Raw genomic sequence first — 24,360 nt, forward strand, 5'->3', positions numbered from 1 at the left:
GACGTTAAATTAAGATCTAAAAGTTAGATTGACAGCTTATTTAAAGAAATATGTCAGCGATCTGACGATTTACTTGATAAAAACTTTATCTTCTGAGATAATATATATCGGCAAGTAAATAGCACAGCTATTCAGCTGTATATTTCAACAGTCCGAAAGGAATCGGCTGAAGTGCGGGTGTAGCTCAGTGGTAGAGCGTCACCTTGCCAAGGTGAATGTCGCGCGTTCGAATCGCGTCACCCGCTTTAAGTAAAACATCAAAAATCTAAGTTAAGTAAAGATAAGAAAGAGGCTGTTAAATCTTATGGCTTCATTAAAATTAGGTTGAAGAATGTTAAGACAATAGTGAAGGATAATATATTTATCTTTATAGATAGTTATCAAACTACATCAAATAATTAACTTTTCCTAACCTTAATCAATTCCAGTGCGCTCTCACAAAATACAGAAAATAGATTCAAGCAGCGAATATCCTTGTCCTTGCAGGCGTAAAGGCAATCTCAAGCCGATCGTGTTGACTGAAGCTTTAGGCTGCGATCGCTGTCAACAAATTTTTGAGATCAAAAAAGATGGTCAGGTAATTGAGCAATTAGCCTCAATGTATCAAAAAAAATCTTGGCGGTGGACAGGACACCGTTGGAAAAGTGCCTATGATATCTGGACACAAAACTATCTAACAAAAATACTCATATTAAGCATTTCAACCTTTGTAGCAGTTGTTGTTTTACCCATAATGTTGCGCTGGCTGAGTACCCAGAGTATCATTTCTTGGGCGGTATCATTTTTAATTTTAATTATACTGCTGCTAATGGCACTGTTTGTAGTCTATCGGCATTAACAAAAAACCAATGCAAAGTTCATCCAACCAACTGCTGACTATAGTTCGAGAATCTAACCGAGCCGCCGCTATATTGGCTCAAACATCGGCAGCTAAAAGAAGGCTGGGTGTGTCAGCATTGGCAGAGTTAATGGAAGACAGTTTCGATCAAATACTTGAAGCCAACACCTTAGACTTAGAAATGAGTCGAGAGATGGCGATCTCCGACCCAGTTGTTGATTGGCTAAAGTTGACTCCAGAGAGATTGGAAATAACCGTTTCTATTTTGCAACAGCTATCAAAATCGGCAGATCCGACACGACGCTTAATTAATGCTCCCTATCAGCTAGAGCCATCTCAAACTTATTGCCAGCTAATACCTTTGGGAACGATCGCTTTAGTACATGAAGCTTTTCCCGAACTTGCAGCGATCGCAGCAGGAATGTGCCTCAAAACAGGAAACAGCTTGATAGTTAGAGGCTGTGGTGTTGCCAGCAACTCCAATCAGGTCATTGCAGCTGTTTTAAAAAAAGCTGTGGCTAATACAGACTTGCCTCCAAGCTCGATTGAAACTATCTCTCCAGATTCGGGGATCTCCGTTCAAGAATTAGTCACCCAAGATCGCCATCTTAATTTGGTAATCCCCTATGGTCGTCCTAGTTTGGTGCAGCAGGTGGCAGAAAAAGCAACGGCAACGGTACTAAAAACTACGATTGGCAATTGTTATTTATATTGGTCACTCAGCGGAAATTTAGAACTAACTCGTCAGGTAATTGCCGACAGTCACGATAGTGAACCAGATGCAGTTAATGCGATTGAAAAGGTATTGATCAATCAGAATATTAAACCTTCAGCATTACAGTCCTTGTTTAGTAATCTTCAGCAACAAGGCTTTAAACTGCGAGGAGATGAGGTATTAGTAAATGAGTTTCCTGAATATCTAAAGTTAATGAAGTCTGAAGAATGGAGAAGACCTTATTTACGAAAAATAGTAGCATTTCGCCTTATAGATAACTTATCCAAAGCCGTATCTTGGATAAATCGTTACAGCAGTGGTCATGCTGATTGTATTGTGACAGAATCCTATCAAGAAAGTCGTCAATTTGTTCAAGGGATTGATAGTGCTTTAGTTTATATCAACACTTCACCTAGGTTTTCTCGTAATCCTGAAGGGGGAGAAGACGTATTTTTAGGAATGTCCAATCAAAAAGGATATCGCCAAGGTTTAATTAGTGTAGAGACATTTACAACCATCAAACAAATAGTTCAAGGGTAATCAATTATCAATGAATCATCTACAGCGTATTGAACCGAAGCCAGGACAAGAATCTGTCTGGGACTATCCTCGTCCGCCACTTTTAGAGCGATGCCTTCGGCTAGCTTCGCAATCGCCAAAACAGGTCAGAATTATTTTTAATGACATTACTATTGCCGATAGCGGTAACACTTATCGTGTGTTAGAAACTAGTCATCCTCCTGTTTACTATATTCCTCCCGTAGACATCAAAACCGAATATCTTGAGCCAGCCAATTCTAGAAGCTCTTTTTGTGAATGGAAAGGATTAGCTAGCTATTATAATTTGACCGTAGGAGATAAGCAGGTACAAAATGCAGCTTGGTACTATAGTTCACCCACAGATTATTTTGCCCCAATTAAAGACTATTTAGCTTTTTATCCGAGTAAAATGGATGCCTGCTATGTCGATGATGAGCTAGTCAAAGCGCAAGCAGGAGATTTTTATGGTGGTTGGGTCACTCAAGATATAGTTGGACCGTTTAAAGGAGAATTAGGAACATGGGGATGGTAAACAATTGACAATTAACAATTATCGGTTTAAGCATTTGGGATAAAAAGAGAGAACGGTAATTATGAAAGCTTGGTTGATTGGTGTAGGGATTTTGTTTGTGTTGGCTGAATTTGGTATTTGGTTAAAGCAGTTTATGCTGCCTTTGCCTATTTATATTTTAGGTGGAGCTTTTTTGGCGATCGCATCTAACTATGAAAAAGGCATAATGGCAATGTTCCGTCAACAGTCGACAACTGACGATGCTTTATATCAAACCGCAACTTTAATTAATCAGATTGGTGTTTTAGAAGAAGACAGAAACAAAACTTCAAGTTTGCCTAAAGTTCCTCAAGATCCACAGTCTGACCACTGACCTTCATTACAGACAAACCTGCGAAAATTAATGGGAATGACTATACTTATTTCATATTTCTTTTAATTCTCTCTAATTCTTCGTCCACTTCCCATTTTTGAAATTCCGCCTCTAGGGGATCTGCACTACGGTTATATTGAGGGGCATTAGCACCGCGATCCCAGCCTACGGTATCACTAGAATAATTATTGGCAGTTGTAGAAGTTTTTGCCTGAGTTGACTGGGTTTTCATTTCCTGGCGTTTTTGCTTAACTTTTTTTAAAAGTTCCTGTGCTTGAACAATGCGCTGCTTTACTCCTTCCATTTGTCCCCAAACCTGATTGCCTTGTCTGAGTAATTCAGCCTCTCTTTCTCTGGCAGCATCAGCTAGATCTTGTCTTTTAGCTGCCTCAGCCTTACCAATTCTTTTGTGCCAAGCTTGGATATTTTCGGCAGTTTCTAATATTTGGCTTTGCAGGCTTTTCTCTTCAAGCTGTAGCTTGGCAATCAATTTGGTAGTATCTTGCTCTTGTTCTCTTAATTGTTCTTCAATTGCCTGGAATTCTAAATGAGGATTGTTACGCAGAAATTCGTCAAGTCGCTCTTCTAAGAATTGATTGATGTCGTCAAATAAACCCATTTTGCTTTTATTTAGGTACTAAAAACGCCCATAGTTCAATTAATATCTTAGAACGTTTCTCCTACAGAGATAGAGCGAATTTGTCCTTGATAGCTAATATTAGCCGACTCTTTTCCCACCGATTCTAATATCCAACCATCATTATTGATCTTTTCACCTACCCAAACACGTTTAGTTTGACCATCAACTTTAACTAGTGCTGCGGATTGATTGGCTCCTAATTCCAAAATCCCAATCAGGGTATTTTTTATAACTGGTTGAGCAGCAATTTGTTCGTTGGTTTTCTCCTTCTCAGGTGGATTAGCTGATTCTGATTCAATCGGAGTTGCAGGAGGAAGTGGTGGCGGTGCGGGGATTTTTAGAGGCTCATTAGCAGCAGGTTCAGGAATCTGAGGTGTATTGTTACTGGGTGCGGTTAAAGGTAAATTAGATACTGGAGGAAGACTAGGAGTAGTAGGCGGGGTATATACAGGTACGTAGACTAACTGCTCTTGCTTATCTGCTTCAGTTTTGCTGGTTTCTAGCTGACGATCTATCGCTTCGAGCGATCGCTCTGCATAATTGATAAATTCCTCGTCAGATTTAGATATAGTAAAATATTTGCCCCCTGTCCAGGTAGTCAAAAGCTGATTGACTTGATGCCCGAATAACCACCAGAGAACAAATAGACAATAGCTTATGGCAAGAGAAAACAAAATTTTACCGAGGTAATCATGATTCTTTGGCTGATGACCATCAGTAGAATTATCTAAACTAGAATATTTAACTATTTCTGCCAAATTTAAGCCAGAGAAATCAGTATCACCATCTGACCCATACCAGCTTGTATCGATGGTAGCAGCGACCATAGTCGCAGAACTTGAATCTTTCAGATTAGCCTGACTAAATAATGTTGATGTTTCTTTTGGCTGAGAAATTACAGCTTGATCGGCACTAGTTTGATTGTTCTCATTTTCTTGGCGAGATAAATTTAAGCTTTGAATAAATGAGAATTTTTGAATTACTTGTCTATGACTAGCATCCCTGAGCATGAAATGTCTTGCCAGCGTCTAAATTAACTCATTCAAGATAAACTGTTTATCTTGGATGAACCATAGTATTTACCCAGAGATTTACCAAGCCACATTCTAGTTCTTTAGTGTAAATACGCATCTTTAAGCTAGTAACTGATTACTGATAATTGCGAGACAGTTACGTTGCGGCACATGCGGCTAAAGCCTTTGTATGACCCGTTGCGAGACAAAACCGTTGCGGGGGTTCCCCCCGTTGAGGTTATTGTCGAGGGTGAGTAAACTGTCGAGGTTGATAATTGACTAACAGGAGCAGGAATCATTTCCCCGCGAAAATCGAGTAGCTGCACAACTACTAAATATGCGATCGCAATTAAGATTGAAATCACTCCTGTGACAATGGCGATTAATTTACTCCGATCCATCTTGCTCCTGCTTCATAATCTTTAATATGCTTACATTGTTTCACAAAAAAGAAATATCCCCAATCTCAGAGTAAGGCGATCGAGGATAAAAAAAATCCAATTTAATTAGTTTTTTTTGGAAATGATTAGCAATTACCAACCTTTTTCTGCTTGAGAAAGAACATAAGTTGCTACGTCATCAATTTGAGTATCACTTAAACGACCTTTAAAAGCTGGCATGGCATTTTTGCCATTAACTACTTGATGAGTAACCGCCTCAAGAGAGTTCATTTCATATTTATCTAAGGCATCTTTTTGTAGTGTTTTTGCTCCGCTAATAACGTTTCTGCCACCAGCATGACAAGCAGCACAGTTAGCACTAAAAATTTTAGCTCCGCTAGCAGCATCGCCTGCTATTGCGGGAGTAGCGAAGGCGAACATCGCAGCAGTTAAAAACACCAGTAGTGTTGATAATAATTTGGCAAACATGGTATCTCCTCTCAAAATTATTAAGCTTCAATTAAAAAAGCTGATTGTAATCAAATAACTATGGTGTGTTATCCGTACAAAATAGTCAAAAGACAAGTCGTCAAAGTTTTACAACTCGTCAAACTTCTGTAGTAATATATAAACAAAGGGATAGAGCCAATAGAAATACAGCCAGATCGTTGTAAAAGCAAGAGGGTTCGATCTAGGTTCTAATTCCTCGTATTCAGAAATGTTTACTAAAAAAAATCATATTCGATCAAGAGAGTTCAACAAAAATGGCTAGAAAAATAAGTTTGTTATTGTCGGCACTAGTATTAGTAGTATCTACCTTCTTCTTCAGCGTTGCTCCCGCAGCAGCTAATACTGTTGATGTAAAAATGGGTAGCGACAAGGGAATGCTTAAGTTTGTACCCGAAACTGTAACTATTAAAGAAGGAGATACAGTTAAGTGGGATAATAATAAAATGTCTCCTCACAACGTAGTTTTTGAGAATGCTACCGACAAATCTCACAAAAACTTAGTGTTTTCTCCAGGAGAAAGCTATGAAAGTACTTTTAATGAAGCTGGAGAATATTCCTACTACTGTGAGCCTCATCGCGGTGCTGGAATGGTAGGCAAAGTAATTGTTCAATAAGCTTTGAGCTAAACAAAATCAATTCTCGCAATTAAAAAGGAGAGGTAGATGTTTTTATGTTTACCTCTCCTTTTCCCGTTAATATCAATATTATCGGCAAATATTTCTCATCTTTAAGCATTCATACAATATATAAAATTTAAAATGGCAGATTTATCTCCAGAAGAATTAGCTAGAGCTAGAAAAAACAATCTTACGCCTGAAAAATATGCTCGCTTGCGCGCAGAAGCAAAAGCTCCCTACAGAGGTTTTAGAAAGTTTTTCTACGTTGCTTTTGGTGCTTCTGGTTTAATTGGTGCGTTCGTCTTTTTAGCTAAGTTAGCAGCAGGTCAAGATTTATCTGCTAATTTACCTAATTTTGCTCTGCAAATAGGTGTTGTTGCTTTAATGGTGTTTTTATTTCGTGTAGATAAATCAAAGGATGAAGCGAAATAATATAGCAATCCTGCTCATTTTTAGGCAGATTACGAAATTTAAGGGCAAAAACTAGAACATATATCTAAGCAGGTCTATTGGCTCATTTACCCACAATTTGCCTCCAGTCTGTTTGATCGTGAAATCTTCTTCTATTTGTTCTACTAAGACACCTCAATTTTGATGTTCTTCGATTCCTAACCAAAAACATTCCTGAAAAACAGCCTAAAAATTGTTCTTTAAATAAATTCGATTGTCTCTTGCTACCAAAAATAGAAAGTCAATAGATTTTTCTTTTGCTAATTCTGTTAGAAAGTTTAAATGTCCGTAACGATGTTGTTGTTCCGATGTAAGAAACCGAGATGACACCAGGAAAAATTCAATAATGTATCATTTAAACTAGAGTTTAAATGGTACGAGAAATTTTAACGAGATTCCAAGAATTTGAGAGGTCTGTTTATCAAAGGGTTCAATCAATACACTCGATTTTTTCTTTTAGCGTAACTTTCTGTACAATTGCTACTCAACCTTTAACCCTTACGCTGCTAGGCATCAAAAACAGCGATGAAGTCCCGTAGCTGTTGACCTACTGCGGCTAAAGAAAAATAGTTTTTTACTCGATGCTGCCCCAATTTGCCTAGTTGCTCCCGCAGTGAGCGATCGCGCAAAATTCTGCTCAGAGCATGGGATAAAGCGATCGCATTTTCACTAGGAACAACCAAACCACCCGATTGTTCACCCTCTTTAAAGATATCAGCAACGCCAGGAGCATCAGTCGCAACTACAGGCAAGCCACACGCCATCGCTTCTAGGGGTGCTACGGGAAATCCTTCATGACGTGAAGGCAGAGTATAAACGTCAGCAGCCGAAAGATAAGTCAGAATGACCTGACGTTCAATGGTATATTGGTTGAGCCAACGAACGTTAGCTAAGTTTTTTTGTTTAATCAGCTCTGTAAAACGCCGTGCATCACTACCTGTTCCGATTAACAGTAATAAAGGTTGATCTTTGCATTGTCGGTCAACTTGCTCCCAGGCATCCAACAGAATATCCAGTCCTTTGCGGAAAATTTCTACTCTACCGTGCCACACAACAATCTGATTTGCAATTGGCAGATTAAGCAGTTTTCTGGCTTGATTTCGCTCTATAGCTTGCCATTGATCTACATTCAGAGGATTAAAAATTTTCGCCAGTTTGTTATCCGCGATCTGGTATTTTTTCTTAACTCGCTGTCTTTCAGTTTCGCTAGGAATGATTAAACCTTGACAAGCTTTTATAGTTAGAGGGCGAAAATAACGCTCTAAACGACTCAACTGAAAGTTTCCTCCCTGAAAACTGGCAAACACGGGGATATTCATCAGCTTACCCAACAATATGCAGACATCAAACCGAGCATATTCGTACTCCTGACACAGAATTGCCTGACAGTTGTTCTTTTTTAGCTCTTTTGCTACTAATCTAAGCGGAGTTGCTAGATAGGGTAGCGTATGCCTATAGATCTCAAGCTGCCAACGACGCCAACTCTTAACATCTCCTATAGCTTCCTTAAAATTCCAGCCGTAGGGATTAACTATCGGACGACGAATCGAATGATAAATCTTGGGAACAGGTAAAACGCAGATTTTTGCGCCTGTAGGAAGATGAATATGATAGACAGGTTCGTTTACGCGCTCGGAGATGCAAAATAAAATAGTTTCTATTCCAGCTAATTTAAGAGCATCAATATAGCCAAATAGCCACCCTCCCGTCATTTCTTGACAAAAAGATTCAAAAGGAACATCAATCGTATCGAGGAAATCTTCAATAAGATTGCCCCAATGGAGTAAGGCGATCGTCGGCTGAGATGTTTTATTCACTAATTGTTTAAATAAATGCTATTGAATTTTTTCAGATAAAGAAAGTTAAATTTCGTTGAATCTAATCGCGATATCTAAATAAGATGCTAGTAAGCAACAACACATCTAAAGCAAAAAATAATCTAATTTGAAAAAAAATAAGCAAATTGTATTAGGATATTTTGCAGCTAATAATGATGAATTAATAAGCTAAAATACAGCAAACGCAAAGCATATATCTAAATCATCTAATAATTATTAGCAGTTTGATCTTTAATATTTGTCAGCAATTTATTCATGATACTTTTGAATTTTATTAATTATTTCTTTTGCCATACATATGCTGTTTCTGTACCTTTAGTATGGGGCTGATGTAAATAGTAACTCAGCCAGGTTAAAGGACTAATCAACTTGCAAATCCATCTTTTATGGCCCACGGAAAAATCAGAAAATGCTATGTCATGAGAGAAAACTGTCAGAGGATTGATAAAAGTAGCATATTTTTGACAGGGTAAGGTAATCAAATTATTTAATTCTGCTAGCGTGTATCCTCTTCGTACATGACCCCATTCGTCCATTACTTCTTTTTCTGGGGGACAAATTGATTTTAAGAAACTATAGTAGGGAAATCGCCAATTTTCGTTAGGCGTACTGACAAGCAGAAATCCTCCAGGTTTTAATATTCGTAAGGCTTCACAAATGGCTTTCTTGTCATCGGGAATATGTTCCAAAACGTCGAACATGGTGACGGCATCAAAAGAGCGATCGTCAAAAGGCAAAGCAGTCGCATCACCATAGACGAAACTAACGTTTTTTTGTTGATTACATGGTGCGTTTGCAAAATTTGGATTACAGTCTAGATTAGTAATTCGAGAATGGGGATAAAGTAAGGCAGTTAGTCCTCCTTGTCCTCCGCCTATTTCTAACAGGTCATTTAGAGCAAGATTAGGTGCAACACGATGTATGGCGCGCATTTTCTCACGATAGAAAAATCCTAAAGTCAGAGGATGAGGAAAAGGATTTTGAGCAACAAATTCTGATAAAGATGTTTGATTAATTTTCTTTTTGGTTGAAGTAGCAATCATTTTTTACTAAATAGCTTTTGCATTATGTTTTTAGCTCGTCTAATCAGATCTTGCTTTGCTAGCCTTGGTATTGCTAACAGCACTTTTTTAAAAGAGATATTTTTTGGCTCTGCGACTGCTTAACATTTATCTATTTCGCCAGCGTACCACTGAGCATTCTGATGTTCTCTTTGATAATTTTAGGCAAGTTCTAAATACTTATTAGGAGGAACTAATCTAAGTTGTTGTTGAGAGCTTTGCTGCCATAATTTGTATAATTCAGGTTATTTTTTGGTAAAATATTGCTGTTCGGCAAACAATAAAATATTTTGAGCATACCAGTAATCTACTCGCTCATTCTAAAAGGACAATTTCTGTGGCAGAGCGTCTCGATTTCTCATGTAAATATACAAAAAAGTCGTTACTATAGATTGACATTTACTTTTCTTCTCCAGCTATATAGTCTTTGTTTTGCCAATAATATTTAACACCAGCCAGACAGCCAGCAACTTCCGATTCCAGAGTGGGCTGGCAATCGCCTCTAATATATTTGCCAAAGGCTCTTTTAAGGTAATATCTGGGTAAGGCAATTAAAGTTCGTCGTAGGTTTCCCCAATGTTGATAGCGGTTGAACTGGACAAGAAGAGCAGCTATGTGTCCTCTCATATATTGGTACATCTGCTGCTGCAAACTCTTAAGATTGTGGCGATGATAATGAAAAATTACTGCTGTAGGTTCATAACGGCATTGCCAGCCTTGAGCCAAAATTCTATACCACATTTCAGAATCCTCGCTGCATCCTGCCGCACCAGCACCAAGCATCTGGTTAAAACTGCCAACTAGCTGGAATACCTGACTGCGAAATGCCATGTTTGCACCAGCACCAATGCGCCATACAGGTACTCCTTTAGACAGCATTGCTGCAAAAAATTTGCGCCCAAAAATTAAATGTTGGTATTCCCAACGAGAACTATTTGAACCCTGATAGAAAGCAACTTGAGCTGGGGTTTCTAATTCAGCAGGTAACATCAACCCAGTTACTGCCATGACCTCTGGTTCTTTAAAGCCTTGTTCTAAACCAAAGATCCATTGGGGATGAACCTCCACATCATCATCAGTAAAAGCAATGATGTCTCCTCGACAGTGACCAATTCCCGTGTTACGAGCAATGCTGAGTCCAGGGTTGGCTTCTAAGATATATTTCAGCTGTGGAAATTGACTTACTATCTGTCGGGTAGCATCACTACTAGGTGCGTTATCGATGACGAGAATTTCCAAAGGAGAGGGAGCAAGAACACAAAGCGATCGCAAACATTTTTTTAGCTGCTCTGGTCTATCTCTGGTACAAACTACGACAGAAACGCTTAATGTAGCTGGTTGTTGCCAACGAGCTTTTAAAGCATATAGGGGCTGCTCTAGTTGCTGCAACTGTTTCCAGTCGGTCAAGGGGTTCGGACATTGATGTAGACGATCCACGGGTAGTTTGCCTGCAAAACTAGCTCCTAGCAGTTGGCTACCAACTCCAAAAGAGATCGCCTTAACTGCTAAATTGAGAATTGCAGCCGCAGATAAAGGTAACTCAGAAGCAGATATTTCGCGATCGCCAAGCGGAATACCTTGCCAACAGAAAAAAACTAATATTCCCTGATAGCCGTCGGGTAGGGTCAAAGGCGAAATTTTTTGACTCAATTCTAACTGAATTACTTTCCAAGGTGCTTGCATGATGTCTACTATTGTTATGGTCTGGTTTCTACCGCAGTGGAAATAGCTGTTTCGATCCCTAGGGACTCGGAGCAACTGGCAGCACAACCTAATATTGCACCGCGTCTTTTGGGTAACATAAGGGATATACGCACAATGCCATTCCACTTACCCAAAACAAAGCAGGCGTTAATCATAGCTTTCGGTTTAGAGCCGCGACCAAGCATCGCCTTAATCGCAGTGAACAAAACTTTTTTAGTCGCAGCAATAGCTTTCTTTGATGTTGTCAATAACCAATCAAGCTCAGAATCTGACCACAGCAAAGCATCGCCAAATATTTGCGAAATGCCCAGACCATAATTGATGCGATACAGATACTTGAATTGAGTTCTTTGAGCTGGAATAAAATGGTTAATTTGACATAATGGATTATACCAAAGTTCGGCAACAGCAGATAAACGCAAAGCTAATTCAACATCTCCACCAGAAATTAATTTCTGACCAACGCGATCGTTCAAATACTGCTTTTTTAACCAGTTTGTGGCTAATAAAGTGCGACGATTAATTACCATTCCTGCACCTACCAAACAAGAAACAGTTTTTGCTTTTCTTCCTTGTTCCTGCTGGGCAAAACAATAACCATATTCTCGGACAAAAGGTTTTGGCGGGCTTGACCACTCTAGACTTACTCGACCACCAAAAGCACTACAGTCAGGGTACTGCTGGGCAAATCGAACCGCTTGTTCGAGCCAATCTACTGCTAAAAGACAATCATCATCAATAAAAGCAATCCAATCTCCCGTAGTATTTTTGATTCCGCAGCGACGTGCGTGGTTAAGACCCTGCTGTGGTTCAATAATCTGGCTCAGGTTAGGAATAGTAGCAGCCTGGAGATGTTTGTCAACTATGGTTGCGGTGTGGTCGCTACAATTATTGTTAACAACCAAGACTCCCCATTCCACCCCCGAAGGTTTTTGCCGAGCGATCGTTTCTAATACGCGATCAAGTAAGTCAGCATGGTTATAAGTACAGATAATTAAATCAAAACTAACGTTCATTTTTTGACGGCTAGATTTAAATTGAGCGTGGATTTAGCTTTAATAGATTCGATACGTAGTAGAGAACGTTGGTATTCACCCAACAGTCCCATAATTCCGCCCCACAACTCAGCCAGGGACATAGAGATGGGAATTGGATTACGCCCAGTTAAACTTCTTTTGGCTTGACGATATTGGTATTGAAACCACCACCAAATCAAACGGCGCAGTTGGGGTCTTTTGACTACATCAGTTTGATATGATTTGACGACAAAAGCCATAAAGCCAAGTCCCCAACTCCAATATTGACGACGCAGCTTGGTTAGGTCTTGGCGATGTTGATGAAAAACCATATACTGTGGTTCGTATACTAGCGGATAACCAGCTCGAATCACTCGATAAAACATATCCAAATCTCCACCTCCAGGTAAGGTTGCTCCCGTATCTAATGCTTCGTCAAAACCGCCCAACTCCAGCAATACTTGTCGCCGAAAAGCCATATTACAGCCAGCACCAAAGATACCAGCACCACAAGGATAGAGTGGATTGCCAGGTAAAACTTTGCTATAGCGAATCTTGTCAAAACCGCGACGGAAGCCACCTCCTCGTTCAAAAATAATTTGTGCTTCTGTTTCTAGTTCGTAAGGCAAAACTAGCCCTGTAAAAGCTGCTGCATCGGGATTTTCTTGCCAGACTTCGCTTATTCCTGCAAGCCAATTGCGGTCTACTACTACATCATCATCAATAAAGGCAATCATTTCGCTTTTAGCTTCATTGATTGCTCGATTACGGGCAAAATCTAACCCTGGCTTTGGTTCGCACGTATAACGCACCTTAATTAACTCAGAAACCAGGTCTTTGGTTTGAGAATCGCTAGGAGCGTTGTCTACTACCAAAATTTCTAATGTCGATTGTTCTAGCTGGAGTAAAGAGTTCAAACATCTTGCCAAGTTGTCGGTGCGATCTTTGGTACAAATGGCTACTGTTAAACAAGGAATAGATAGTTGTCGGCAAGGAATTAATTCTGCTCGAATTTGCTCTTGCAGTATTTTTGAACTAAGCTGTTGAGTAATTAGCCGAGCAAGTTCGACAGACTCGATGATGGTATTGGGTTGAGCTTGGTGCATAATAAATCCAACTACCCGCTCTCGGTAACGAACCAGCAACGCTATGCCCGTCTGGTCAGACAAACTAATTGAAGGTAAAGCCTTGGTTACTTCCAGTTCTACAATTCGATACGTCATAAACTTTTTTAGTTAACTTGAGTTTGCGTGGTGCGATACTGGAGACGATGTAGCCGAGCAAATAACCCCTGCTGCTTTAACAACTGTTCAAAAGAACCTTGTTCAATAATCTTGCCCCGATCCAAAACAATAATCTGGTCTGCTTGTTCAATGGTGGACAGACGATGGGCGATCGCAATTACGGTACACTTTTTACTTAATGTATCAAGAGCTTCTTGAATTAAATGTTCGCAAATGCTGTCTAAGGCGTTAGTGGCTTCATCGAGAATCAAAATCTCTGGTTGACGTACAATTGCCCTCGCTAAAGCAATACGCTGTCTTTGTCCTCCTGAAAGTCTCATGCCACGATCGCCGATTTTAGTATTGTAACCGTCACTAAATTGACAGATAAATTCATCAGCATTAGCTAATTTTGCTGCGGCAACAATTTCTGCATTAGTTGCCGTCGGACAACCATAAGCAATATTTTCTCGAATAGTAGTAGCAAAAAGATAAATATCTTGACTTACTACCGCAATGCGACTGCGCCATGAATCTAGGTCAAATTCCCTTAAGGGACTACCATCGACATAAATTTCTCCCGCGCTTACCTCATATAGACGACAGATTAAACTGATTAAAGTTGATTTTCCTGCCCCAGAAGAGCCGACAAAAGCTGTGGTTTTACCCTTGGGAATACAAAAGGAGATGTCTTTGACTGCTGTTTGTTCTAAATTGCCATAGGCAAAACTGACAGATTCCAAACAGATCGCTTGCTGTAAGCCGCCAAAGGTTTTATTTCCCCAAGCAATATAAGGTTTGTTAGTCGTATCGATTAGAGACATCACGTCTTCTATCGAACTAATCAGGCTAGCTAGAGCAACGCGACTAAGATCGAGCTGCTTTACTTTTGGCTGTAGACGATAAAGTATAAACACAAAGGTGAGTAAACTCGGTAAAGCAATGCCGTCTTGATACCTGGCGATCGCCAGGATGCCTAATAATAAAGCGGCAGATAATACTTCTGATAGAGGATTAACTATGCCTGCTAGTAGATCCAGTCGTAAAAATGAATTCAGCACCTTAAGCGAAGCACGATCAAAACGCTGTTGTTCGTATTCTTCCATGCTAAAAGCTCTGATCACTTTCATCCCGCCAAATCCTTCCCACATTCGACTGGCTAGCTCTTTATTGGCAGCGACGGCTTTTTGACCCCAGTATCTGGTTTTTCGGGTCATTAGTTGAACCAGAATAGAAATCAAGCCCAAGCCTGCCGCTACAGCAATAGTAAGCTGCCAAGAAATTAGCAACAATAAACTGCCAAAAATAGCGATCGTACCCAAACAAATTAACAAATCAACTATTATGGCCAAAGCTTGAGTTGTTCGCCAAGTTTCGGTGGCTAAGGTGTTCATCAGTTTGCCTGAGTCACTATTTTCTAAAAAGCTATAGCTGACGGTTAAAAACTGCCGAAAAATGCTGCTTCTTAAACGATGTCCGATGCGACCATTAAACCAAGCCAGGGCAACGCCATTGCTATAGACCAAAAGATTTTTTAGTAGAATGCTAGCAAAGATAAATAAGGCAATAATAATAAGTTGATCGCCAGAAGATACATCACCTGATAGTCGCTCAACAAAAGACAGCCAACGATTGCTAGCTATTACCTGAGATTCTCCTTTAAGACTTTGTAATAGAGGAATAAATAGAGTAATTCCCAAACCTTCAGACAAAGAGGCAAACAAACCCAAGATGACAATACCAAAGATCGTCCAGGGATAAAGCTTTAGCAAAGGTAAGAAATTTTTAACAGCTTTTAGTTCTTGCATTATTTTAATTCTTCGCCTGGACTAAATAATCGGCTTGCCTTGGCTCAAGCTGGATTGAAGATTTCTGACATAATTTGAACACCCTATTCCATCTATACCAGAGTATGTAGTCATAAGGTCGTCGCAACAGTGTTTTTCGGCGTTTTAAAGTTTGTTGTAAATCCGACAAATTAGCGTACTCTTGTCTTTCAATGCCAAATTTGGCTTTAAACTCAATCCAGGCTTGATGATCTTGCCAAATCAGAGAAGTAACTGGTTGAGCTAAGATTTTCAATGTGCAGATAAATAAAATTTTGTAGATTCCTGGATGTAAAATAATTGCCCAATCCACTTTTAAAACTTGATAAATCCAGTAAATTGATTTCCAGTGGTTTCCGCTACCAAGGTTTTGACACATTAAATAATTATAAAAACAGCTTTCAGACCAACGAAAAAGATAATCAGGTAATTCTTGACAGCGAGATCGCAGTTTGGTGATAACCAAAGAGTAAGATTTTGCCATGGCAGCACAATTGCGAGACATGCTGTTAATTTCCTGACGGTAACCCATCAAAAATTTAGGTACGACCTGAAATTCGTAGTATTCGGCAATTCGCAGGTATAAATCTAAGTCTTCGCATCCTTGAGCTTGCTGTTGTTTTAGTTGAGGATCATAGCCACCAATCTTTGCAAAACAACTACGACGGATCAAAGGTAGACTGGCGTTATTCAAGAAATTTGTATAGGCTAAGGCAGGCAATATACAGCCAGTTAAGGAATGTTTTTTCTGATAGACATCAGCCAAATACTTGCCAAAAATTTTTCCTTGGTAATCGATACAAACCGACCAAGTATAAACCAAGCCAACTGATGCTGGAGAACTCAGCATACATTGAACTTGCAGCTCTATTTTGTCGGGAAACCAAATATCATCGGCATCAATGGGGGCAACATATTCACCCTGAGATTCTTCTATGCCCTTGTTTCTTGCCTTAGCGACTCCAGCGTTGGCTTGTTTAATTAAAACTACTCTTTCATCTTGCTGGGCAATTTCTTGGACTAATTTAGCTGTTTGATCTCGTGAACCATCATCAACTACTATGACTTCTAAATTTTTATAAGTTTGATTTAAAACTGAGTTTATCGTTGTGCAAATTGTTCTTGCGGCATTATAGGCAGGAATAATTACCGATACTAAAGGTTTTGACTGCTCTGATAATTTGATATTCATGTTAATTCATAAATGATCCACATCTCTGCAGCCAAAACAGAGCCAGCAACTCAACTGGAATTTGCTCATGTCATAATTTCATACTTCAAATAAGCTTAAATTATAGAATAAAAAAGCCATACTACGAAAAGTAACAAGAAATTAGTTTTTCAGTCCATGAGCTAATTTTTTAACTTGGCGGAATATAGAAGGTCTGTGCGACGAAGTGCAGCCTCAAATTTAATATGACTCTGATACCCTAACGAAAACTAAACGCTCATTGGGATGAGAAGCTTTTGATTGGTGTGTTCCCATTTCACTATTTGTTAAGAGAACACACCCTACAGCTAGTTATTCTTCAGAATCAAAGTCATCATCATCAGCATCTAAATCTTTAGAGGAAGATGCTCCGTTTGATCCTACTCCTGCTTTCAGATTTTCTTTAACTTTTTGCTCAATTTCTGCTGCTACTTCTGGATTTTCTAACAGATAGCTCATAGTATTATCTCTACCTTGTCCTACATTATCGCCTTTGTAGCTATACCAAGCTCCTTTACGAACAACAATATCTGCATCTTCAGCTAAATCAAGCAAACAGCCGATATTAGATATTCCTTTGCCAAAAATAATGTCAAATTCGGCAATACGAAAAGGCGGTGCAACTTTATTTTTAGCTACTTTAACCTTCGCTCGGATACCATACATTCCTTCGTTACCTTTTTTAAGGGTTTGAATACGGCGGATATCCAAGCGAACTGAGCAATAAAATTTTAGAGCATTACCGCCTGTGGTTACTTCGGGGTTACCATAGCTAATGCCGATTTTTTGCCGTAGCTGGTTGAGAAAGATAACTGTCGCCCCAGATTTGCCGATATTTCCCGCAATTTTTCTCAGGGCTTTACTCATCAAACGAGCCTGTAAACCCACCTGATTGTCACCCATTTCTCCCTCAATTTCAGCGCGGGGAGTCAGCGCAGCAACGGAATCTATTACTACTAAGTCTACCGCTGCCGATCGCACTAGTTGATCGACGATTTCTAAGCCCGATTCTCCATTGTCTGGTTGAGCTACCAGTAAGTTTTCAATATCGACTCCTAGTGCTGCCGAGTAGGTAGGATCTAAGGCGTGTTCGGCATCGACAAAGGCAGCTACACCCCCCATTTTTTGCGTTTCGGCGATCGCGTGTAATGCTAATGTAGTCTTACCAGAGCTTTCTGGTCCATAAATCTCAATAATTCTTCCCTTTGGTAAACCTCCACCCAAAGCAACGTCTAAAGTTAATGCACCACTAGGTATGGTTTCTACCCTCATTTGAGCAGCATCTCCCAGGCGCATAATCGCACCTTTACCAAAGTTACGCTCGATCTGTTTTAAAACTAGGTTGAGAGCTTTATCTTTATCTGAATTGCTAGAGGTACTAGAAGTGTTAGAAGTATTTGTCCGAGTTGCCATGAATGCCTCAATCAATATAGTAGAAAATAGTTTTGAAAATAGCTGAAAAGTTTGTTTTGATTTTACACTTTGTATTTAGTTTCATTAGCACAAGCTCAGAGAAACTGCTTTGTATTCTGTGGTTAAACTTGCATCGGAACCGATCTGGAAAAAGATAGTAACTTCAATGACCGTGATGATGTTTATATATTTCTTTATTTTCTCATTAGTTGACAAAAAAGTCAACATACAAATCAATACTTATATCAAGATTAACTAATAAAAACAATTTTGATAATAGGTTAATGTAATTGAGAGAAATAATTTTAATTTTCTTAATATTTTTATTGTTCACCCACTATAGTAATGCTAAAAATAGCCAAGGCAATCGCTATCTAATTTTATTTCCTCAGCTTTGGCATCAGTATTGTAATTAGATAACAATAGCTGATAATTGATGGGGGATAACTGCTATCCTGTTTAAACGGTACGGCAGTAAATAAATCTTTATTTCATGGCTAATTTTTTGTTGGAAGTAGGTACAGAAGAATTACCCGCAGATTTTGTCAGTAGCGCGATCGCTCAGTGGCAAAATAAAGTTCCCGCTAGTTTAGCACAAGAGTTTTTAAATCCCGCAGCAGTAGAGTATTATGGAACTCCTCGCCGTTTAGCCATTTTAATTAAAGATATTCAAGAGCGACAAGCAGACCGAGAAGAAGAGATAAAAGGTCCTCCAGTTAAAGCAGCATTTAAAGATGGTCAACCAACCAAGGCAGCAGAGGGTTTTGCTCGTAAACAGGGTGTTAGTCTTGATGAGCTTGAAATTCGTGATACTTCTAAAGGAGAGTTTACTTTTATCCAGAAAAAAATCCCAGGTCGCAATACTGTGGAAATTCTTCAGGAGTTATGCACTCAATGGATTACTGGCTTAGAAGGAAAACGCTTTATGCGCTGGGGCGACGGAGATTTAAGGTTTCCTCGCCCTATTCGCTGGCTAGTGGCATTGTGGGATAGTGAAATTATGCCTTTAGAACTGATTAATGGTTCAGAAACTATCAAAAGCGAGCGCACTTCTCGTGGACATCGAGTTTTACATCCTGACGCTGTTAGTATTGCCCAACCGACAGATTATGTCACAACTCTTCGATCTGCCTCTGTAGAAGTTGAATTAGAAGCCAGAAAAGAAAAAATAAGGGCAGGCATTTTAGCTGAAGCTAAAAAATTAGGCGCAAAAGCCGAAATATACCCAGACTTGCTGGCAGAAGTGATTAATTTAGTAGAATATCCGACCGCAGTTACGGGAAAGTTTGCAGCAGATTTTCTCAAGCTACCAACTGAGGTGATTACTACCGTCATGGTAAGTCATCAGCGTTATTTCCCTGTTCATCAAGCAGGGGTTGATAATGCTCTTTTACCTAACTTTATTACTATTTCCAATGGCGATCCTAACAAAAAAGAGGCGATCGCTGAAGGTAATGGCAGAGTGATCCGCGCCAGATTAGCAGATGCTCAATTTTTCTATCAGGCAGACTGCGACGAACATCTTGATACTTATCTTCCGCAACTAGAAACGGTCACTTTTCAAGCAGAACTTGGCACAATGCGGGATAAGGTAGACCGTATTATCGATACTGCCAAGATCATAGCCCAACAGCTTGAGGTTAGCGAAGAACAGCAAAACGAAATTGAAAGCACCGCCTTACTTTGCAAAGCCGACTTAGTTACCCAAATGGTTTATGAGTTTCCCGAACTACAGGGGGTTATGGGTGAAAAATATGCCGTGGTGAGTGGCGAATCCAAAACAGTTGCCAAAGGCATCTTTGAGCATTATTTACCCAGAGGCGCAGACGATATAATGCCTAGTACCTTAAACGGTCAGGTAGTGGGTTTAGCCGATCGCCTGGATACTTTAATTGGCATTTTTGGGATTGGTATGATGCCTACAGGTTCATCCGATCCCTTTGCCTTACGCCGTGCAGCTAACGGGATTATCAATATTATTTGGGATGCCGATTTAGAAATAAATTTGAATCAGCTAATTGAACAAGGTGCAGCAGATTTTGTTTCGGGTCATAGCGATCCGAAGGCTAGCGAAGCTAATCGCACTTCTCCTGTAGCAGCTTTACAAGAATTCTTTCTTCAGCGAATCTGTAGTCTATTGCAAGAGAAAAATATTGATTACGATTTAGTTAATGCCATTGTTGGTGATGGTGATGCCGAATATACTGAGCGAGCTTTGACGGACTTATTAGACGTTCGCGATCGCGCTTTATTTTTACAAGAAACCCGCGATAATGGTAAGTTAACTGAAATCTACGAAACTATCAATCGTTCTGCTCGTTTGGCAGCCAAAGGCGATTTAGATACTCCAGTACTAAACCCCGAAGGATTGGTTAATCCTGAATTGTTTGAGGAATCTTCTGAGAGAGAATTTTATGATGCACTGTTGGAGTTGTTACCTCAAACCGAAGCTTCTCAAGCAGAGCGTAATTATCAATTATTAATCGACGGATTAGGAAAAATTGCTCCTGTTATTAGTAGCTTTTTTGATGGTGAAAATAGCGTGCTGGTGATGGCAGACAACCCCGATGTCAAACGCAACCGCTTAAATCTTTTAGGATTACTGCGAAATCATGCCAGAGTGTTAGCAGACTTTGGGGCGATCGTTAAAGGCTAAGTAGTTGAGCGAAAAAACTTGTAAAACATAGAAGATAAGTAATTGGTGCTATGCGATCGCAATTGCCAAAAATAACTTTAATTTATTCCCTGGCAATTATCCAGATTGCATGAATGATTCCAGGTATATAGCCAATTGACACTCCGCACGTTTACGCTGACGCTAAAAACGTGGGATTCTCCCGTCTAGTCTCAAAATTGGTAGTATCGAACAGACACAATTGTTCTGCTCTCCCATTTATGATGTTCATGGAGTTCAGGGGATTGCCAATTACCCCGTCCAATAGATTGTCTGTATCCATTGCAGATACAGCTTTTAGATAATCTACTGGACAACTACGGTAGTCCCAAATAGCGAGATTACGAGCAGCATTAAAGTCAGAGTTTAATTTTGCGCCAGAGGTGCATTTAAACCAATGCCCATTGCGTTTGCCAATAACGCTGTTAACAGATGAAGTTTTAGAAGAATAATGAGGAGGTCTGACATGGACAAGTCTGCCAAGTTTAGCCATTTTATATTCTAGCTTTTGCCCGAGATCGTAGTACGCCCAAGCATGACGAGACTTGGCATTATCAGAACGAGATTTCTTTCTCTGTTTCATTGTCTGACGGCAGCCAGACAAATCTTCTAGTATCAAGTCGGCATTCTGCCAGTCAGCAAAATCAACAATACGACGAGACACAGTATTATTTACTGCCCTCATCCAACGTTGTTCTTTTTGCTCTAGCTTCTTAACAGCACGATATTTACCAGCCTTCTGTAGCTGTTTTCTGCGCTGCTGAAACTTGCGACGAATATGCTTGACCTGTGATCCTGAAAAGAATAATCCAAATCCTTTTTTTGGTGCAGCAACAGCAATTTGATTTTGCCCTCTATCTACCCCGACTCGATTGTCTGCTATCAGCTTTGGAACTTCCTCAGTGACTGAGATTAGTGCATACCATTTACCTTTGTACTGGCACAACTTGAGTGTACCTTTAGTCAAAGATTTGTCATTAGCTAAAAGCCTGTCTAATATTGGTTGCCAATGACGAGATTTAATTGCTATTGGTACTCTTTTGATGCCAAACAAGGTAGGAAAAGAAACGGAGTAGACATCACCTACTTTAAATAGCCTCCAGTTTTGACAATTTGCTTCTGGAGGCAATAGTTTAAATTTCTTAGCTTTCTTACCAGCTTTGCCTTTACAGTGACGAATAACCTGATTGGCTAATGCTGATTTTAGAGGTGTTACTACTTTTGAAGTAGTCAATTTTTTTCTCTCTTTAATTGGCACAGCCAAAAGTTCGTTCCCAAAAACAGTACAAGCTGTTGTCGTCTCAGCAAACATAGTGGCTTTGACGGCATTAAGATTATGAAATTTAAGTTTTAAAGTAGTAGTGACCTGCATGAAAAAACTATACTACAATATTGTCTATGAATCAATCTTATAGACGAACAAATACCACTGTATCTTTAATCAATTACCATTTTATTTGGATACCCCGTCGCAGACGAAAAGTCCTCAAGAGTGCGGTTCATACTAGAGTCACAGAGTTAATCTACGAAAAAGCTAGCGAATTAGATTGCAAAATAGTCAGTTTGGCTGTTGAACCTGAGCATATTCACTTGTTTCTGAACTGCTCTCCAGGTTTAGCACCAAAGCAAATTATGCACCGTATCAAAGGTTATTCATCCTATGTGTTGAGAAAAGAATTTCCACACCTCAAGAAGATGCCTAGTATGTGGACTCGTAGCTATTTTGTCTCTACTGCTGGAAATGTTTCTAGTAGTACAATTGAGAAATATATTGCTGCTCAAGGCAAAGTTTAACGGGCGATAAATCACTCGTGTCGAAATTCATCCCATTGCCTAAAGGCAATGGGATGAATTTCTCCCGTCCTTTATGTAAAGTCAATACAATATTAATTGCTAGTAGAGTACTAAAACCTGTTTGCAAAAATACTCCTAAAGGTGGCACAAATATTGCACAAATAATTCTAATAATGTCTATTTTATTACTATGCGCCCTAATTTTTTAACTTGATATTCTTATATTAAAAATAAATCAAGCAAAAATCTGGCTTAGGTTATAAACATCAGCCAGAAAAAATTTATTTATATATAGCAAAAGATAGAGAAAGCATTGATAAATGGATAATGTAATGTCTTCTTAATATGCGATCGCTCTGTGGTAATTTTTGAGCGTAGATCTTACAAAGACAATTTATTAAGTTCTTTAATCAATCTACTGAATTTTAAGAACTATTCTAAGAAATATTAGCCTGGGCAAAATATTCGTCTGCAAATAAACTAAAGTTTGCCTCATCTGGATTTTCGGTTAAAGCAATAAGCTTTTCAGCTGCTTCATTTACCCAATAGTCTGGTGTATTAATCTCAAAGCTTGAGAAGTTGTTGTTTTCAAGAGTCATGGTTTCAGTGGTAAATTCCGTTGCATTAAATGCTACAAACTTGCCAACAGAGGTAGCGTTATTGTTTTTGACAATCGAGTTAGAGCTTTTTTCATTATAGATACCTACCATACCCACATTCTTATTAAAGCTAGGCGCTAAAAAGTCTTCTCCTGCATTTACAATCCTATTACCTTTGATTAAAGTACCATTTGTAGTATCGTTCCAAATATTATTCGCATTAATATCAGAGAAATAGCTATTTCTAATAATGACATCGTTGGTATTAAAAAATTTGATGCCAGCAGCATCATGGCTTTGTGAGTGTTGTGCTGCCAGATTAATATTTTGTACTGAGATACCGCCGATTATCGCTCCGTCGGTATCTCCAACACTAACGCCTTTTCTACCTACATTATGTACTTTGGAATTGAGTAGCTTAAGTCCGTCCGCATGACCAAGAGCAATACCGACATTATTCGAACCTGTTCTAATTGGATTATTTATGCCAATATTGTTTACATTCAGATTTTGCAATGTAAGGTTATGCGCGCCATTACCGTAGATGCCATTATTACCATTGGTTATTTCTATGTCTTGGATGGTTGCGCCAGTCGCTCCTTGAGTTAAGTTAAAAATTGATGCCAATGTTCCGCCTCCGTTGACAACAGAACCTTTTTGACCATCAATGGTAATATCTTTATCAATCGTGATTCCAGAAGTATAGTAAGTTTTACTACCTAGCTTGACTACATCACCATCATTTGCTGATGCGATCGCACCTTTTAAATTGCCACCAAAATCCTTGTCTACATTGATAATTTTTGTACCATTTGAGGTTAAATTAACCTTGGCAATTGAACCTGAGTTGATAGGTACATTAATAGATGGCGAAGAAACCTTGGCAGATATATCCTTAAATTTTGGAGTTAGTGCTTTTTTTCCATTGTCTTCAACTATGAAGATGGGAGAAATAGATTGTCCTTGGTTGAGATTTGCCCAAGCGTTTTGACCACTGATTGTATAGCTACCGTTGTCATGGTTAACTAGATCTACACCATAAGCAGCAGAGATTTTGTAAGGAAGCTCGAAGTCTAATGTCCAGTGGTCAGCGTAGGATTTTGGAGTTAGATCTAGCTCTAGTTTGTATCCGCCTAGCCAATCTTCAACAATGTTGGAATTAGTATTAAATGCTTTATTAGTAGTCATATAAAAGTAACCTGCGAGTATTTCAACTGATTACTTTTATAAAAACTTTAAGTTGAGTTTACCGTGATTTCACAACTACTACAAACAGGATTACGATCACACTTTTAAAGTGCCTCTTTTTTTAATATTGCTTTGATTTGAAGATCGGCTATACAAATTCAGTCAAGGTTTTAGAATATTTTTGCGATCGCCAACCATATTAATCTGAGTCAGAGATTACTGCAAAG

The 24,360-nt window shown here is 39.2% G+C and carries 23 protein-coding genes, 1 tRNA gene and 1 pseudogene; 9 read left to right on the forward strand and 16 right to left on the reverse strand.

Annotated elements, in window-relative coordinates; translation table 11 throughout:
- Positions 1 to 173: 173 nt before the first annotated feature.
- The 5 genes from SLP02_RS07090 (at position 174) to SLP02_RS07110 (ending at position 2,977) form a co-directional block, all read left to right on the forward strand.
- Positions 174 to 245 (forward strand) — tRNA-Gly (locus tag SLP02_RS07090).
- A 182-nt stretch (positions 246 to 427) separates the two neighbouring features.
- A complete protein-coding gene (locus SLP02_RS07095) occupies positions 428 to 838 on the forward strand; it encodes a hypothetical protein (protein WP_319419957.1) in 411 nt (136 codons plus the stop codon).
- Positions 839 to 848: 10 nt separating this feature from the next.
- Complete coding sequence (locus SLP02_RS07100; RefSeq protein WP_319419958.1) at positions 849 to 2,093, forward strand: glutamate-5-semialdehyde dehydrogenase; 1,245 nt, start codon at positions 849 to 851, stop codon at positions 2,091 to 2,093.
- 10 nt (positions 2,094 to 2,103) lie between these two features.
- A complete protein-coding gene (locus tag SLP02_RS07105) occupies positions 2,104 to 2,625 on the forward strand; it encodes a DUF427 domain-containing protein (RefSeq protein WP_319419959.1) in 522 nt (173 codons plus the stop codon).
- 61 nt (positions 2,626 to 2,686) lie between these two features.
- The gene (locus SLP02_RS07110) at positions 2,687 to 2,977 is read left to right on the forward strand and encodes a hypothetical protein (RefSeq protein ID WP_319419960.1); all 291 of its coding nucleotides are present in this window, start codon (positions 2,687 to 2,689) and stop codon (positions 2,975 to 2,977) included.
- A gap of 46 nt (positions 2,978 to 3,023) precedes the next feature.
- Here SLP02_RS07110 and SLP02_RS07115 read toward each other — a convergent pair whose 3' ends face one another.
- From SLP02_RS07115 to petJ, 4 genes are all read right to left on the reverse strand, one after another.
- Positions 3,024 to 3,596, reverse strand: coding sequence for a TIGR04376 family protein (locus SLP02_RS07115; RefSeq protein WP_319419961.1), 573 nt, complete (start codon positions 3,594 to 3,596; stop codon positions 3,024 to 3,026).
- A gap of 47 nt (positions 3,597 to 3,643) precedes the next feature.
- Complete coding sequence (locus SLP02_RS07120) at positions 3,644 to 4,627, reverse strand: hypothetical protein (protein WP_319419962.1); 984 nt, start codon at positions 4,625 to 4,627, stop codon at positions 3,644 to 3,646.
- Positions 4,628 to 4,755: 128 nt separating this feature from the next.
- Complete coding sequence (locus SLP02_RS07125) at positions 4,756 to 5,031, reverse strand: hypothetical protein (RefSeq protein ID WP_319419963.1); 276 nt, start codon at positions 5,029 to 5,031, stop codon at positions 4,756 to 4,758.
- Positions 5,032 to 5,163: 132 nt separating this feature from the next.
- Positions 5,164 to 5,499 (reverse strand): cytochrome c6 PetJ, encoded by a 336-nt coding sequence (gene petJ / locus SLP02_RS07130; RefSeq protein WP_319419964.1) that lies wholly within the window; start codon positions 5,497 to 5,499, stop codon positions 5,164 to 5,166.
- Between the two features lie 275 nt (positions 5,500 to 5,774).
- On the opposite strand from petJ, the gene petE reads away from it, so the two are divergent.
- Both petE and SLP02_RS07140 read left to right on the forward strand, forming a co-directional pair.
- Positions 5,775 to 6,134 carry a plastocyanin gene (petE, locus tag SLP02_RS07135; RefSeq protein WP_319419965.1) on the forward strand — a complete coding sequence of 120 codons (360 nt, stop codon included), beginning with the start codon at positions 5,775 to 5,777 and terminating at the stop codon, positions 6,132 to 6,134.
- Positions 6,135 to 6,278: 144 nt separating this feature from the next.
- Entirely contained in the window at positions 6,279 to 6,569 is a 291-nt protein-coding gene (locus tag SLP02_RS07140) for a DUF3493 domain-containing protein (RefSeq protein ID WP_319419966.1), read from the forward strand.
- A 524-nt stretch (positions 6,570 to 7,093) separates the two neighbouring features.
- Here SLP02_RS07140 and SLP02_RS07145 read toward each other — a convergent pair.
- From SLP02_RS07145 to recA, 8 genes are all read right to left on the reverse strand, one after another.
- On the reverse strand, positions 7,094 to 8,404 hold the full coding sequence (locus SLP02_RS07145; RefSeq protein WP_319419967.1) for a glycosyltransferase family 4 protein: 1,311 nt from the start codon (positions 8,402 to 8,404) through the stop codon (positions 7,094 to 7,096).
- A gap of 299 nt (positions 8,405 to 8,703) precedes the next feature.
- The gene (locus tag SLP02_RS07150) at positions 8,704 to 9,468 is read right to left on the reverse strand and encodes a class I SAM-dependent methyltransferase (protein ID WP_319419968.1); all 765 of its coding nucleotides are present in this window, start codon (positions 9,466 to 9,468) and stop codon (positions 8,704 to 8,706) included.
- 417 nt (positions 9,469 to 9,885) lie between these two features.
- The gene (locus SLP02_RS07155; RefSeq protein ID WP_319419969.1) at positions 9,886 to 11,169 is read right to left on the reverse strand and encodes a glycosyltransferase family 2 protein; all 1,284 of its coding nucleotides are present in this window, start codon (positions 11,167 to 11,169) and stop codon (positions 9,886 to 9,888) included.
- 14 nt (positions 11,170 to 11,183) lie between these two features.
- A complete protein-coding gene (locus SLP02_RS07160) occupies positions 11,184 to 12,206 on the reverse strand; it encodes a glycosyltransferase (RefSeq protein WP_319419970.1) in 1,023 nt (340 codons plus the stop codon).
- Complete coding sequence (locus SLP02_RS07165) at positions 12,203 to 13,429, reverse strand: glycosyltransferase family 2 protein (RefSeq protein ID WP_319419971.1); 1,227 nt, start codon at positions 13,427 to 13,429, stop codon at positions 12,203 to 12,205. The genes SLP02_RS07160 and SLP02_RS07165 overlap by 4 nt, the downstream gene beginning before the upstream one ends.
- An 8-nt stretch (positions 13,430 to 13,437) precedes the next feature.
- Positions 13,438 to 15,237, reverse strand: a complete 1,800-nt coding sequence (locus SLP02_RS07170) for an ABC transporter ATP-binding protein (RefSeq protein ID WP_319419972.1) — start codon at positions 15,235 to 15,237, stop codon at positions 13,438 to 13,440.
- 4 nt (positions 15,238 to 15,241) lie between these two features.
- The gene (locus SLP02_RS07175) at positions 15,242 to 16,447 is read right to left on the reverse strand and encodes a glycosyltransferase family 2 protein (protein ID WP_319419973.1); all 1,206 of its coding nucleotides are present in this window, start codon (positions 16,445 to 16,447) and stop codon (positions 15,242 to 15,244) included.
- A gap of 330 nt (positions 16,448 to 16,777) precedes the next feature.
- Positions 16,778 to 17,878 carry a recombinase RecA gene (gene recA / locus SLP02_RS07180; RefSeq protein WP_319419974.1) on the reverse strand — a complete coding sequence of 367 codons (1,101 nt, stop codon included), beginning with the start codon at positions 17,876 to 17,878 and terminating at the stop codon, positions 16,778 to 16,780.
- A gap of 493 nt (positions 17,879 to 18,371) precedes the next feature.
- On the opposite strand from recA, the gene glyS reads away from it, so the two are divergent.
- Positions 18,372 to 20,534: a glycine--tRNA ligase subunit beta gene (gene glyS / locus SLP02_RS07185; protein WP_319419975.1), complete on the forward strand. Its 2,163-nt coding sequence runs from the start codon at positions 18,372 to 18,374 to the stop codon at positions 20,532 to 20,534.
- An 82-nt stretch (positions 20,535 to 20,616) separates the two neighbouring features.
- On the opposite strand, the gene SLP02_RS26545 is transcribed toward glyS, so the two are convergent.
- Positions 20,617 to 20,676 carry a YqaE/Pmp3 family membrane protein gene (locus SLP02_RS26545; protein WP_413467341.1) on the reverse strand — a complete coding sequence of 20 codons (60 nt, stop codon included), beginning with the start codon at positions 20,674 to 20,676 and terminating at the stop codon, positions 20,617 to 20,619.
- A 9-nt stretch (positions 20,677 to 20,685) separates the two neighbouring features.
- Positions 20,686 to 21,924, reverse strand: coding sequence for a transposase (locus SLP02_RS07190; protein ID WP_319419976.1), 1,239 nt, complete (start codon positions 21,922 to 21,924; stop codon positions 20,686 to 20,688).
- Between the two features lie 26 nt (positions 21,925 to 21,950).
- On the opposite strand from SLP02_RS07190, the gene tnpA reads away from it, so the two are divergent.
- Positions 21,951 to 22,346: an IS200/IS605 family transposase gene (tnpA, locus tag SLP02_RS07195; RefSeq protein ID WP_319419977.1), complete on the forward strand. Its 396-nt coding sequence runs from the start codon at positions 21,951 to 21,953 to the stop codon at positions 22,344 to 22,346.
- A gap of 76 nt (positions 22,347 to 22,422) precedes the next feature.
- Here the strand turns inward: tnpA and SLP02_RS26550 are convergent.
- Together SLP02_RS26550 and SLP02_RS07205 are read right to left on the reverse strand one after the other, a co-directional pair.
- Positions 22,423 to 22,527 (reverse strand): annotated as a pseudogene (locus SLP02_RS26550) (YqaE/Pmp3 family membrane protein); the annotation flags it as partial.
- Positions 22,528 to 22,783: 256 nt separating this feature from the next.
- Positions 22,784 to 24,133, reverse strand: a complete 1,350-nt coding sequence (locus tag SLP02_RS07205; RefSeq protein WP_319419978.1) for a right-handed parallel beta-helix repeat-containing protein — start codon at positions 24,131 to 24,133, stop codon at positions 22,784 to 22,786.
- Positions 24,134 to 24,360 lie beyond the last annotated feature (227 nt).

The organism is Pleurocapsa sp. FMAR1 (assembly GCF_963665995.1).
Taxonomy (GTDB): Bacteria; Cyanobacteriota; Cyanobacteriia; order Cyanobacteriales; family Xenococcaceae; genus Waterburya.

What these genes read in the sequence shown, in the direction of transcription:
- SLP02_RS07160 (WP_319419970.1), bottom strand. Translation starts at nt 12,206, where the DNA reads ATGAACGTTAGTTTTGATTTAATTATCTGTACTTATAACCATGCTGAC.
- SLP02_RS07115 (WP_319419961.1), bottom strand. Translation starts at nt 3,596, where the DNA reads ATGGGTTTATTTGACGACATCAATCAATTCTTAGAAGAGCGACTTGAC.
- recA (WP_319419974.1), bottom strand. Translation starts at nt 17,878, where the DNA reads ATGGCAACTCGGACAAATACTTCTAACACTTCTAGTACCTCTAGCAAT.
- SLP02_RS07205 (WP_319419978.1), bottom strand. Translation starts at nt 24,133, where the DNA reads ATGACTACTAATAAAGCATTTAATACTAATTCCAACATTGTTGAAGAT.
- SLP02_RS07165 (WP_319419971.1), bottom strand. Translation starts at nt 13,429, where the DNA reads ATGACGTATCGAATTGTAGAACTGGAAGTAACCAAGGCTTTACCTTCA.
- petE (WP_319419965.1), top strand. Translation starts at nt 5,775, where the DNA reads ATGGCTAGAAAAATAAGTTTGTTATTGTCGGCACTAGTATTAGTAGTA.
- SLP02_RS07140 (WP_319419966.1), top strand. Translation starts at nt 6,279, where the DNA reads ATGGCAGATTTATCTCCAGAAGAATTAGCTAGAGCTAGAAAAAACAAT.
- SLP02_RS07100 (WP_319419958.1), top strand. Translation starts at nt 849, where the DNA reads ATGCAAAGTTCATCCAACCAACTGCTGACTATAGTTCGAGAATCTAAC.
- SLP02_RS07125 (WP_319419963.1), bottom strand. Translation starts at nt 5,031, where the DNA reads ATGGATCGGAGTAAATTAATCGCCATTGTCACAGGAGTGATTTCAATC.
- tnpA (WP_319419977.1), top strand. Translation starts at nt 21,951, where the DNA reads ATGAATCAATCTTATAGACGAACAAATACCACTGTATCTTTAATCAAT.
- SLP02_RS07155 (WP_319419969.1), bottom strand. Translation starts at nt 11,169, where the DNA reads ATGCAAGCACCTTGGAAAGTAATTCAGTTAGAATTGAGTCAAAAAATT.
- SLP02_RS07120 (WP_319419962.1), bottom strand. Translation starts at nt 4,627, where the DNA reads ATGCTCAGGGATGCTAGTCATAGACAAGTAATTCAAAAATTCTCATTT.
- SLP02_RS07105 (WP_319419959.1), top strand. Translation starts at nt 2,104, where the DNA reads ATGAATCATCTACAGCGTATTGAACCGAAGCCAGGACAAGAATCTGTC.
- glyS (WP_319419975.1), top strand. Translation starts at nt 18,372, where the DNA reads ATGGCTAATTTTTTGTTGGAAGTAGGTACAGAAGAATTACCCGCAGAT.
- petJ (WP_319419964.1), bottom strand. Translation starts at nt 5,499, where the DNA reads ATGTTTGCCAAATTATTATCAACACTACTGGTGTTTTTAACTGCTGCG.
- SLP02_RS07190 (WP_319419976.1), bottom strand. Translation starts at nt 21,924, where the DNA reads ATGCAGGTCACTACTACTTTAAAACTTAAATTTCATAATCTTAATGCC.
- SLP02_RS07110 (WP_319419960.1), top strand. Translation starts at nt 2,687, where the DNA reads ATGAAAGCTTGGTTGATTGGTGTAGGGATTTTGTTTGTGTTGGCTGAA.
- SLP02_RS07175 (WP_319419973.1), bottom strand. Translation starts at nt 16,447, where the DNA reads ATGAATATCAAATTATCAGAGCAGTCAAAACCTTTAGTATCGGTAATT.
- SLP02_RS07150 (WP_319419968.1), bottom strand. Translation starts at nt 9,468, where the DNA reads ATGATTGCTACTTCAACCAAAAAGAAAATTAATCAAACATCTTTATCA.
- SLP02_RS07170 (WP_319419972.1), bottom strand. Translation starts at nt 15,237, where the DNA reads ATGCAAGAACTAAAAGCTGTTAAAAATTTCTTACCTTTGCTAAAGCTT.